Genomic DNA, 13,017 nt, shown 5'->3' on the forward strand with positions numbered 1-13,017 from the left:
TTCGTCATTTTTGTCATCCCGAGGAACGAGGGATCTCCGCAAGTAGCTCGACAAAGTATTGTCGATTCTCTATGTGGAAGTTCTAGTGCGATTTCTCCTTCGTCGAAATGACAAACTGAAGGTAAAAACTAAACTTAAAAAAATTAAATACCTACAAGGTTTTGAAAACCTTGCAGGAAATGATACGCCTTTTTACCCCAAATGCCCTAGCCCCGATAGTAGTGGAAATCCTTTTGCTTTTTTCTTTAAAAAGCAAAAGATTACTTCGTCAGTTCGCTATCGCTCGTGTGAAACGGATAGCGGGATTAGCTCCTAAAAAATCTACTAAATAAATTAATTACCCTTTTGGGTTGAATACCACAATTGACAATGAAAAAAATACTACTTACTGCTTTAATCGCATTTGGTTTTAGCAATTTACATGCACAAGAAGAGTCTAAAAGTCCGTTTACGTTCTCTGGATATGTAGACGTTTATTATAGTTACGATTTCGGGAAACCGAAAAATCATACGCGCCCAAGCTTTTTTTATAATTATAACCGAAGCAATGAGATAAACCTGAATTTGGGTTTGGCAAAAGTGAATTATTCTAAGGGAAATGTGCGAGGAAATTTTGCCTTGATGGCGGGAACTTATACTCAATATAATATGTCGGCTGAGCAGGATTTATTGAAAAATGTTTATGAAGCGAATGTTGGTGTGAAGATTTCACAAAAACATGATTTATGGATTGATGCTGGAATTATGCCTTCGCATATTGGGTTTGAAAGTGCGATTGGGAAAGACTGTGCGAATTTAACCCGAAGTATCCTGGCTGAAAATTCGCCTTACTATGAAGCGGGTGTAAAAATTGGCTATACTTCTGATTCTGGAAAATGGTATTTGGCTGCGATGTATTTGAACGGCTGGCAGAGAATTCAGAAAATCGACGGAAACCAAACTCCAGCTTTTGGAACGCAGGTTACGTATAAACCTACGGACAAAGTCGTTTTAAATTGGAGCACATACGCAGGAAATGAACAACCTGATATTGACAAAAAATGGCGTTATTTTAATAATTTCTACGGACAATTTAAAGTAACCGAGAAAACGAATCTAACCGCAGGTTTTGATATTGGTTCGCAGCAATCGGCAAAAAACAGTAATAAGTATGATACTTGGTTTTCGCCTGTTTTGATTCTGCAATACAAACCAACAGATAAAATTCAGCTGGCAGCACGAGGCGAATATTACAGCGATGAAAAAGGTGTAATTATCGCAACAGAAACTCCTAACGGATTTAAAACTTACGGATTTTCAGCTAACTTTGATTACTTAATTACTGATAATGTTATGTTTAGAATTGAAGCGAGAAATCTGTCTAGCAAAGATGAAATTTTCACCAAAAACAATCTGCCAACAGACACAAATACTTTTGTAACAACGGCTTTGGCAATTAGTTTCTAACATTAAAATTATTTTACCATTAAGAGATGAAGAAAATTAAGTTTGAGCGTTTAAATCTACAATACAGGACATTAAGCTTAATGTTCTGTTGGCAAAGAAAAGCTTAACTTCCTTAATCTCTTAATGGTTAAACCAAAAAAAATGGAAAACGAAAATAACGCACAGCACTTTCTGGATTTGATTCAGAAATCTCGAAAAGGGAAATTTAAAATCTATATTGGGATGAGCGCCGGTGTGGGCAAGACTTTCCGTATGCTTCAGGAAGCACATTCGTTATTAAAAAACGGAATCGATGTAAAAATCGGCTACATCGAAACGCATATGCGGAAAGAAACGCACGAGTTATTATCTGGCTTGCCGATTATTCCGCGACGGACTATTTTTTATAAAGGAAAAGAACTCGAAGAACTCGATGTTCAAGCAATCATCAACCTTAGACCAGAAGTGGTTATCGTTGATGAATTGGCGCATACAAATGTGGAAGGAAGCAAAAACGAAAAACGCTGGCAGGATGTTCTGGAGATTCTAGAAGCAGGAATCAATGTAATTTCTGCAGTCAATATTCAGCATATTGAGAGTCTGAATGAAGATGTAAAACGCATAACAGGAATTGACGTTCAAGAAAGAATTCCAGATAATGTTTTGCGTCTGGCTGATGAAGTGGTGAATATCGATTTGACTTCGGAAGATTTGATTGCCCGTTTGAAGGAAGGAAAAATTTATACGGCAGATAAGATTCAGACTGCATTGACTAACTTTTTTAAATCGGAACAAATTCTGCAGTTGCGTGAATTGGCTTTGAAAGAAGTGGCAAGTCAGGTAGTTCGAAAAGTGGAAAGCGAAGTTCCGAATCTGCATGCTTTGCGCCATGAAAAATTATTGGCTTGCATTAGCAGTAACGATAAAACGGCTAAAATAGTAATTAGAAAAGCGGCCCGCTTGGCAAGCTATTACAACGGAAGCTGGTATGTTTTATATGTCGAAACTCCGCAGGAAAGCAGTACCAGAATTGCCCTTGACAAACAAAGGCATTTAATTAATAATTTTAAACTCGCAGTGCAATTGGGAGCCGAAGTTATTAAAGCGGAAAATTCGAATATTGCCAATGCAATTTTGACAACTGTAGAAGAAAAACAAATTACAACTGTCTGTATTGGGAAACCGCATTTGAATTTATTTAAAGTAATTTTGTCTACAACAATTTTTAGGCGTCTGCTAAACAAATTGTCGTTGTCAAATGTCGATCTTGTTATACTGTCTTAAAAGTTTTTAAACTATATAAGTGATATAAGTTCATTTAAATTAGGGACGTTGAAGTTTAACCGCAAAGACGCAAGGTTTTACGCAAAGGTCGCTAGAGTTTTTTGCTCGCAAAGTCGCAAGGTCGCAAAGTTTTTTAATCTAATCTTTGCGTGCATTACGAAATCTTAACGTCTTTGCGGTTAAAAAAGTACTTAAATTTCCTTATATCACTTATATGGTTCAAAAAAAATTAAATGTTTTTATAAAATGAGAATTAAAACCAAATTGAATCTGGGTGTTGGATTGTTATTTTTAATGATCATCATTCTTTCTTTAGTGAGTGCTTACTCTGTTTTCTTGATTAAGCAGGACACTGAGAATATTCTAAAATCCAATTACAATACGCTGGAATATTCGCGAAACATGATTCTTGCTTTGGACGGAATGAAATCGGATTCGAAAGAAACGATTCAGAATTTTGAAGAAAATCTTGAGAAGCAAACCCGCAATATTACGGAGCCAGGTGAAAAGCAAGCAACTGAAAAACTGAAAAAAAGTTTTGCTCTTCTGTCTAAAAACAATTCTAACGAAGTTGTAAAAACGCAAATCCGTCAGGACATTTTTGCGATTATGAAACTGAATCTCGATGCCATAAAACAGAAAAGCGATATTGCCAAACAATCAGCAGAAACGGCTAACTTGTCTATTGCGATTGTGGGTAGTTTATGCTTTTTAATTGCTTTTAATTTATTGGTTAATCTGCCCAACAATATTGCGAATCCGATTAAGGAATTAACTCTGAGTATTAAGGAAATTGCCAATAAAAACTATTCAGAACGTGTTCATTTTACCAGCCACAGCGAATTTGGAGATCTTGCCAAATCGTTTAATACCATGGCGAAAAAGCTGGAAGAATATCACGACAGCAACGTTTATAAACTTCTTTTTGAGAAAAAACGATTGGAAACACTCATCAATAATATGAATGATCCAATTATTGGTTTAGATCATGAAGGAATTGTTTTGTTTGTAAATGATGAAGCTTTAAAAATTATCGGTTTAAAATCGGAAGACATTATTGGAAAAACTGCATCTGAATTGGCGGTTTCTAATGATTTAATTCGTTCTTTAATTCTGAAAGAAAACGAAACTCCGAAAAAACAGCCTCTCAAAATTTTTGCGCATGGAAAGGAAAGTTATTTCGAAAAAGAAATTCATAATATCACCATAACACCAACGGGAGAAGAAAAAGAGATTAATATTGGTGACGTAATTATCCTTCGAAATATTACGCTTTTTAAAGAACTGGATTTTGCCAAAACCAATTTTATTGCCACTGTTTCACACGAATTAAAAACGCCAATTGCCTCTATAAAATTGAGTCTTCAATTGCTTGAAAATGCCAAAACAGGCGATATGAATGACGACCAGAAACAATTGGTAGAAAGCATTAAAGACGACAGTCAGCGTTTGTTGAAGATTACAGGCGAATTGCTCAATTTATCACAATTGGAAACTGGCAATATTCAATTGACTATTGGAAAAAGCAATCCGCATGAAATTGTGAAATACGCCGTAGAAGCTGTAAAAGTTCAGGCAGATCAAAAACAAATTCAGTTAATTGTTGATGCCGATGAAAATCTTAAAAATGTAAAAGCCGATGCTGAAAAAACAGGCTGGGTTTTGATTAATTATTTATCGAACGCCATTCGATATTCGTCTGAAAAAAGCACAATTCTCATTAAATTAAAAGAAGAAAATAACCAGATGGTTTTTCAAGTTATTGATACAGGAAAAGGAATTGAACCAAGATACAAAGATAAAGTTTTCGATAAATATTTCCAGATTCCAGGCAGTCAGAAATCGGGAACTGGATTGGGTTTAGCAATCAGTAAGGAATTTATTGAAGCCCAAAACGGAAGCGTTGGCGTAGAAAGTAATTTAGGATTGGGAAGCACTTTTTGGTTTGCATTGAAGGTATAGATTTTAATGGCTTAAATTTTTCCGCCACGAATTCACGAATTATTTTAAACAAAAATTCGTGAATTCGTGGCGGAAAAAAAATCTTTTTAAATCATTAAAATCTGTGGCAACTTTTAAGTATTCGAAGTGTTATTCTTAATTTCTCGGACTTCTCTTTTCAATTCTAAAAGCAAATCTTTCATGGCTCCAGTTTCTGTAATTTCTTGTTTTTTATCTGAACGACCGATGTTGCATTCGTATTCCCAAATCTCCAAAATATCAGAAGCTTTCACTTCATAATTCGGGTAAAAACTATTATCGGATTCTAAAACTAAAGCGTTCTTTTTGTTTTTGTTAAGACGCTTATAGACCATTCCTTCATTCTTAGTAATCAGAATATAAGTTTTGCCATCCATAACCTCTCCCAGCTTTTCTACATAACGGCCAATAATAATTGAACCGTCTTCGTGTGGAGGCATTGAATCACCTTCAACGGGAAATCCGCGGTGTTTTCCTGGTCCTAAAAACGGAAGTGTAATCTGCTGTAAACTTTCAATATATTCTGGATCAGCATATCCGTTTAAATAACCTGCTTTTGCTTTTTGAGATACAATTTCAATATAATTTTCTCCAAAACTATCCACCTGAATGGGTAAAATAAGTCGGTTTCCTTCCAGTTTTATCAAATTTTGCACATCAATTTTTCGAATATCGACCGATAATATTAAGTCAATACTCATATGAAAATATAACGCAATCTTCTTTAAAATATCATACGGTGCTTCCGAAGTTCCGTCTTCATATTTAACGTATCTTCCTCTGGTAATACTAAGGTTTTCAGCTAATCTCTCTTGTGATATTTTATGCTTAACCCTTAATGCTCTGATGTTGTCTGAAAATAAGGACATAATTAATTTTGTTATAATTTGGAACAGCAAATATATTAAAAAATGTTATTGCCTGTGCTAATTTTGTTTCATACAAAAACAAAAGGAAAATGGCACGGGCAATTGTACATATGGATTTGGATACCTTTTTTGTATCCTGTGAACGACTCATAAATTCTGAGCTTAACGGAAAAGCACTCATCGTAGGCGGAGGGGAACGTGGTGTTGTAGCTTCTTGTTCGTATGAAGCCCGTAAATTTGGAGTGCGTTCTGCAATGCCTATTGCAATGGCGATGAAGCTTTGCCCACAAGCGAAAATCATCAAAGGAGACATGGAATTATATTCAAAAATGTCTCATGATGTTACCGAAATTCTTCAAGAAAAAGCGCCCGTTTTAGAAAAAGCAAGTGTCGATGAATTTTATTTGGATATTACCGGAATGGATAAATTTCACGGAAGTTATAAATGGACAAATGAATTGGCGCAAAAGGTAATTAAAGAAACTGGTCTGCCAATTAGTTTTTCATTATCTATTAACAAAACCGTTTCTAAAATTGCTACAGGCGAGGGCAAACCAGTAGGAAATCTGGAAATTCCAGAGCATAAAGTACAGACTTTTTTAAATCCGCTTTCGATCCAGAAAATTCCAATGGTCGGAACCGTAACATTTCAGCTTTTGTCCCGAATTGGCGTTCGTAAAATTCAAACTTTAGCCGAAATGCCAGCCGAAGTTTTACAGCAAATGATTGGAAAAAACGGTCTTGATATTTGGAAAAAAGCCAACGGAATCGATCATACGCCTGTAGAACCTTATAGTGAAAGAAAATCCATTTCGACAGAACATACTTTTTCTCAAGACACGATTGATATTGCAAAATTGAAAAGAGTGCTTTTGGGAATGGTCGAAAAACTAGCTTTTCAATTGCGGTCAGAACAATGGCTGACTTCAACAGTTACGGTTAAAATTCGTTATGCCAATTTTGATACTGAAACCAAACAATGTCGAGTTGCCTATACTTCTGCCGATCATATTTTGACTAAAAATGTAATGGAACTTTTTGAGAAAGTTTATCAGCGTCGCATGCGCCTTCGTTTGATTGGTGTTCGCTTTAGCGGATTAGTTCGCGGAACGTACCAAATTGATCTTTTTGAAGATACTCAAGAAATGCTTGCGCTTTATGCCGCTATGGATAAAATGAAAAGCCGTTACGGTTTTGATGCTGTAATGCGTTGTGCTGGAGCTCATTTCAAACCTAATACTAAAGACGAAATTTTAAAACGAAAAAACGAAAATCCTAAACCTTAATATGTATCTAAACTGTCATTCTTATCATTCACTGCGTTACGGCACAATTCCGCTGAAAGATCTTGTTGGTCTAGCTGCTTCTTGTGGCTTAAAAGCAATGGCATTGACAGATATTAATACAGTAACAGGAATTTATGATTTTATAAGAGATTGCGAGAAAAACGGAATTAAACCTTTGGTTGGAATGGAATTTCGCTGCGATCATCAATTCCGATATATTGGTTTGGCCAAAAATGCCAAAGGTTTAGCCGAAATGAATCGTTTTTTAACGAAACATAATTTCAGCGGAGAAACTCTGCCTTTGCGAGCTCCTGAATTTAAATCGGCTTTTGTAATTTATACTTTAGAGAATGCTCCTGAAACGCTTTATGAGAATGAATTTATTGGAGTTCGCCCAGAAGAAGTTACGAGTCTTCTAACATCAAAACATAAAAATAAAATTGCCAAAATGGTGGTTTTACAGCCAGTGACTTTTAGCAGTAAGAAAGAATATAATCTGCATAAAGTGCTTCGAGCAATTGATACGAATATCATTCTGTCAAAGCTTACCGAAGCGGATTATTGCAAAACTTCTGATTTTATAAAACCATTAGAAGCTCTTTTGCCTTTTTATGAAAAATATCCTGAAATCATTTCGAACACGCAACGCATTATTGATGATTGCAATTTTCAATATGATTTTGTAGCGAAAAAGAATAAAAAATTCTATACCGAAAACCGTCAAAAAGATTTAGAAAAACTGACAGAATTGGCTTGGGAAGGATTTGAAAAACGTTATGGAAACGAAAATACAACTGCCAGAAAACGAGTTGAAAAAGAATTAAAAGTTATTGACGAACTAGAATTTAGCGCTTATTTTTTAATCACTTGGGATATTGTTCAATACAGCAATAGTAAAGGTTTTATGCATATTGGTCGCGGAAGCGGTGCCAACAGTATTATCGCGTATTGCCTCGGAATTACCGATATCTGCCCGATAGAACTTGATTTGTATTTTGAGCGTTTTCTTAACCTTAACCGTAAAACACCTCCTGATTTTGACATTGACTGGAGCTGGCAGGAACGCAATATAATTTTAGAATACATTTTCAGAAAATACGGCAAAGATCATGTTGCTTTCTGTGGAACTAATGTTGAATTTAAATACCGATCTATATTTAGAGAAGTCGGAAAAGTTTTTGGTCTTCCGAAAGAAGAATTAGATGTTTTAGCGAAGAATCCAGAAGAGCTTCATCCGACAAATAAAATTGTAAAATTAGTTCAGGAATATGGTTTTATGATGCAGAAATATCCAAATCAGCGTAGTATGCATGCCTGTGGCATTATTATTTCTGAAGAACCAATTACCAATTACACCCCGCTGGAAATGCCTCCAAAAGGATTTCCAATCGTGCTTTTCGACATGCATATTGCCGAAGAAATTGGTTTTGACAAATTTGACATTCTAAGTCAACGCGGTATTGGCCACATTGACGACAGCGTAAAACTGATTGAAAAAAACCGAGGCATAAAAGTCGATATTCGAAACACTTCTATTTCTAAAGACGAACCTGTATGCAATTCTTATCTGGCAAAAGGAAACACAATTGGCTGTTTTTATATCGAAAGCCCAGCCATGCGCGGATTATTACGCCGATTGAATTGTGATAATTATAAAATTTTGGTTGCGGCTTCATCTATTATTCGTCCTGGCGTTGCACAATCTGGAATGATGAAAGAGTATATTTTCCGTCATAACAATCCAAATCAGTTTGAATATTTTCATGAGGTTTTTAAGGAACATCTTGGCGAAACATATGGCATTATGGTATATCAAGAAGATGTGATTAAAATCGCTCAGCATTACGGCGGGCTTCCCGCACCTGACGGCGATATTCTGCGTCGTGCGATGTCAGGAAAAGGAAGATCGTTGGAAGCTTTACAAAAAGTGAAAGATAATTTCTTTGCAAGCTGTGCTCAAAAAGGTCATCCAGAAGCCTTGAGTCAGGAAATTTACCGTCAGATTGAATCATTTGCAGGATATTCTTTCTGCAAAGCGCACTCTGCTTCTTATGCCGTTGAGAGTTATCAGAGTTTGTATTTGAAAGTGAATTATCCTGTCGAATTTATGACTGCGGTAATCAATAATCAAGGCGGATTTTATAGAACCGAGGTTTATGTGCACGAAGCCAAAATGTCGGGTGGAACGGTTCATAATCCGTGTGTGAATAAAAGCGAATACCAAACCACTTTATACGGAACCGATATTTATTTAGGCTTTATGCATTTGCAGAGTTTAGAATCTAAAATTGCGAATTTAATTGTATCGGAAAGAGAAAAAAACGGCGATTATCTTTCTTTAGAAAATTTCATCAATCGCATTCCAATTGGAATTGAGGGTGTGAAAATATTGATTTTCATTGGTGCTTTTCGTTTTACAGGAAAAACAAAAAATCAGCTTTTGATTAGTGCAAGTTTGCTTTTAAACAATTTTAAACCCGAAAACCGCGATTTAATGCTTTTGCAAGAACCAGTAAAAGAATTCAAACTGCCTGTTTTGGAACGTTCTGTTTTTGAAGATGCTTTTGATGAAATCGAATTATTAAGTTTCCCTGTTTCGTGTACGGTTTTTGATCTTTTACAAACTAAACATAGAGGTGATATTATGGCGAAAGATTTGGTAAAATTCCATAAAAAACAAGTTAGAATGCTGGCGTATCTCATTTCTAGAAAACACGTTCCGACTAAAAAAGGCGCGATGTATTTTGGAACCTGGATCGATCATGAAGGCACTTATTTTGATACAGCACATTTTCCAGATTGCCTAACGGAGTATCCTTTTCAAGGCGGAGGCTGTTATCTTTTATTAGGAAATGTAGAGGTCGATTATCATTTTCCGACGATTACGATTCTCAAAATGGCGAAAATGCCTTTTATTCCAGATCCGCGATATATGGATGCTAAAGATCAATATCGCACACAAAGTCAGATTAAAGAAGATGTCAGCATGACAAATAGAAAACCGTATCCATCAGCACATGAAATTAATATGCCAAGACATCGAATGAAGTTCAATTCTTAAGCGATGAAATTACTCGCAAAGTCGCAGAGTCGAACAGTCTCATTTTAAAGACTTAAAAAAAGAAAAAAAATTGCGCTTTTGCATATTTGCGAGATTAAAACATAAACAACAGAAATAGAACATTTTACGTTATATACAAATGAAGAAGCAAGAATATGCCATAGTCGATATTGAAACCACAGGCGGTAATGCCAGTGGAAGCCGTATTACAGAAATTGCCATTATTATTCATGACGGTACAAATGTGCTGGATCGTTACGAAACACTTGTAAATCCAGAGCAGGACATCCCTCCTTCTATTTTTGGGTTAACGGGAATTAATAATGAAATGGTTGCCAATGCGCCAATCTTTGATGATATTTCCGAAAAAGTACTGGAAATGCTTACTGATCGTATTTTTGTAGCGCATAATGTCAACTTCGATTATTCATTTGTGCATCATCAATTGGAGCAGGCAGGATTTAAATGGGCAGCAAGAAAGCTGTGTACGGTTCGCGCTGCCCGAAAAATCAAACCCGGATTAGGTTCGTACAGTTTAGGAAATCTTTGCAATTCCTTAAATATATCATTAGAAAACAGACACCGTGCCGGCGGAGATGCCGATGCTACTGCTCTATTATTTTCTCTTCTGCTAGAATGGGACGACGCTGGAGAAATTGATAAAATGATCAAAAAAACAGCACAGGATCAGCGTTTGCCTCCAAATTTACCACAAGAAGATTTTAATAATTTACCTGACAAGCCGGGAGTGTATTATTTTTATAATCAGGCCAAAAAAGTGATTTATGTTGGGAAGGCAGTTAATTTAAAGAAACGCGTTACCTCACATTTTACAGGAAACAATATTAATCAGCAGAGACAGCATTTTTTACGAGACATTCATGGAATTTCTTTTGAAGTCTGCGCAACAGAACTCATGGCGCTTCTTTTAGAATGTACCGAAATCAAAAAACTCTGGCCGACTTACAATAGGGCGTTAAAACGTTTTGAAGCGAAATATGGAATTTATCAATACGAAGCCCGAAATGGTTATAAATATCTGGCAATCGGGAAAATGAGCAAATTTCAGACTTGTATTCACGAATTCAACAACCAGCATACAGGTATTCATTTATTACGAAGTCTGGCGGAACAATTTCAAATCGATCATCGTTTTTGTAAATATTCAAGATCAGAAGAAGGCGAATTTTTCTACAATCATGAAATAAAAGAATGGCCGGATCCAATACTTCATAATGAACAAGTCGATAATGCGATTGATTATTTATTGAACAACAGACCCAGTTTTGCCATTATAGATAAAGGAAGATCTTCAGATGAACGAAGCTGTATCTGGATTGAAAACGGTCATTTTTATGGAATGGGATATATTTCACGAGATGTTGCCATTAACGATTCTGAAGAAGTAAGAAGTTATGTCACCCCTTATAAAAGCAATCAATATATCGAACAGTTAATTTTTGCTTACGCCGAAAAACATCCGGGAAAAGTATTTTTCAGCAAACATTTTGCAAGATAAAACACTGAAAATCTGTAAATTTAATATTAGAACTAATTAAATCTACTATGAAAATAGCTACTTATAACGTAAACGGAGTCAATGGAAGATTAAATGTTTTATTACGCTGGCTCGAAGAAGCTGCTCCAGATATTGTGTGCTTACAAGAACTAAAAGCACCTCAAGATAATTTTCCGCTTAAAGCGATTAACGATGCAGGTTACAACGCAATTTGGCATGGACAGAAACAGTGGAATGGTGTTGCTATTCTTGCGCGAAATATGGAGATTGAAGAAATAACACGCACGCTTCCGGGTGATGAAGAAGATATTCAAAGTCGTTATATTGAAGCTTTGATTAACGGAATTGTAATTGCTTGTATTTATCTTCCAAACGGAAATCCCGCTCCAGGACCAAAATTTGAATACAAACTAAAATGGTTTGATCGCTTGGCTGATCGCGCTGAAACTTTACTAAACCTAAAAGTTCCAGTAATTCTAATTGGTGATTACAACGTGATGCCAACCGAATTGGATGTTTACAAACCAGAGAAATGGGTTAAGGATGCGCTTTTCAGACCTGAAGTAAGAAAGGCTTTTTCAACTATAGTTTCGCAAGGATGGACAGATGCTATTCGTACTTTGTATCCTAATGAAACAATTTATACGTTTTGGGATTATTTCAGAAATGCGTATGAACGAAATGCAGGTCTGCGAATTGATCATTTTTTATTGAGTCCGCAAATGGCTGCAATATTACGTTCGGGCGGAGTTGACCGTCATGTACGAGGCTGGGAAAAAACAAGCGATCATGCTCCTGTATGGATTGAAATTGACAAAAAATAAATGGAAAATGACATTATTTAACGACACCGAATTATTTACCGCTGGTTTGGGAGGAAAAAAAATATTTGACATCCCAGATTCTGAATTGATTTTAATCGACAACTTCTTTACAAAGGAAGAATCTGATCTTTTTTACGAAAGAATACTTCGCAAAACCAAATGGAGAGAATATGAAATGGAAATTTATGACAAAACCTATACGGTTCCGAGAATGATTGCTTGGTATGAAGACAAAGATAATGCTGGCGCCGACCCAAAAGGGCCAGATTGGACATATGAGTTATTAAAAATAAGAAGTCGTGTCGAAAAAGAAACACAACTTGACTTTAATACCGTTTTGCTTAATTTATACCGAAATGGAAATGATGGTGTAGGCTGGCACAGTGACAAAGAACACAATACAGGGCCAAATCCTATTATTGCCTCGGTTACTTTTGGAGAAACCAGAATGTTTAAACTCCGTCATAAATTCAGGAAAGACATTCCTACTGTTGAGATTCCGCTGCATCATGGATCTTTTTTATTGATGGCGGGAACAACCAACAGTTATTGGCAGCATCAAGTACCGAAAACGGCTCGTAAAGTTTTACCAAGAATCAATCTTACGTTTAGAAGAACTAATCGAAATATTTGATTTTTATATAATTATATCTTCAAAAAGTGAGGTATTCACACTTAAAACACCATAGGATATTCCTTCTTTAAAAAGTTAAAACATGCACTGTATGAACCTTTTATTAGGGAAAGCCTATCTTTTTTACTATTTTTG

At 35.8% G+C, this 13,017-nt stretch carries 9 protein-coding genes; 8 read left to right on the top strand and 1 reads right to left on the bottom strand.

Annotated elements, in window-relative coordinates:
- The first annotated feature begins 369 nt into the window (after nt 1-369).
- The 3 genes from P2W75_RS00060 (at nt 370) to P2W75_RS00070 (ending at nt 4,671) form a co-directional block, all read left to right on the top strand.
- Nucleotides 370-1,446 carry a porin gene (locus P2W75_RS00060; RefSeq protein WP_276378461.1) on the top strand — a complete coding sequence of 359 codons (1,077 nt, stop codon included), beginning with the start codon at nt 370-372 and terminating at the stop codon, nt 1,444-1,446.
- A gap of 141 nt (nt 1,447-1,587) precedes the next feature.
- On the top strand, nt 1,588-2,709 hold the full coding sequence (locus P2W75_RS00065; RefSeq protein WP_276378462.1) for a sensor protein KdpD: 1,122 nt from the start codon (nt 1,588-1,590) through the stop codon (nt 2,707-2,709).
- A 246-nt stretch (nt 2,710-2,955) separates the two neighbouring features.
- Nucleotides 2,956-4,671, top strand: coding sequence for an ATP-binding protein (locus P2W75_RS00070; RefSeq protein WP_276378463.1), 1,716 nt, complete (start codon nt 2,956-2,958; stop codon nt 4,669-4,671).
- Nucleotides 4,672-4,784: 113 nt separating this feature from the next.
- Here P2W75_RS00070 and P2W75_RS00075 read toward each other — a convergent pair whose 3' ends face one another.
- The gene (locus P2W75_RS00075; protein WP_207297475.1) at nt 4,785-5,558 is read right to left on the bottom strand and encodes a LexA family transcriptional regulator; all 774 of its coding nucleotides are present in this window, start codon (nt 5,556-5,558) and stop codon (nt 4,785-4,787) included.
- 89 nt (nt 5,559-5,647) lie between these two features.
- Here P2W75_RS00075 and dinB point away from each other — a divergent pair, with 89 nt between their 5' ends.
- From dinB to P2W75_RS00100, 5 genes are all read left to right on the top strand, one after another.
- A complete protein-coding gene (gene dinB, locus P2W75_RS00080; RefSeq protein ID WP_276378464.1) occupies nt 5,648-6,844 on the top strand; it encodes a DNA polymerase IV in 1,197 nt (398 codons plus the stop codon).
- Between the two features lies 1 nt (nt 6,845).
- Nucleotides 6,846-9,905, top strand: coding sequence for a DNA polymerase III subunit alpha (locus P2W75_RS00085; RefSeq protein ID WP_276378465.1), 3,060 nt, complete (start codon nt 6,846-6,848; stop codon nt 9,903-9,905).
- Between the two features lie 139 nt (nt 9,906-10,044).
- Nucleotides 10,045-11,424 (top strand): exonuclease domain-containing protein, encoded by a 1,380-nt coding sequence (locus P2W75_RS00090; RefSeq protein WP_276378466.1) that lies wholly within the window; start codon nt 10,045-10,047, stop codon nt 11,422-11,424.
- 47 nt (nt 11,425-11,471) lie between these two features.
- Nucleotides 11,472-12,248 carry an exodeoxyribonuclease III gene (gene xth / locus P2W75_RS00095; protein ID WP_276378467.1) on the top strand — a complete coding sequence of 259 codons (777 nt, stop codon included), beginning with the start codon at nt 11,472-11,474 and terminating at the stop codon, nt 12,246-12,248.
- A gap of 7 nt (nt 12,249-12,255) precedes the next feature.
- The gene (locus tag P2W75_RS00100) at nt 12,256-12,882 is read left to right on the top strand and encodes an alpha-ketoglutarate-dependent dioxygenase AlkB (RefSeq protein WP_207297480.1); all 627 of its coding nucleotides are present in this window, start codon (nt 12,256-12,258) and stop codon (nt 12,880-12,882) included.
- The last annotated feature ends 135 nt before the right edge of the window (nt 12,883-13,017 follow it).

This window comes from Flavobacterium sp. H4147, assembly GCF_029360735.1.
Classification (GTDB): domain Bacteria; phylum Bacteroidota; class Bacteroidia; order Flavobacteriales; family Flavobacteriaceae; genus Flavobacterium; species Flavobacterium endoglycinae.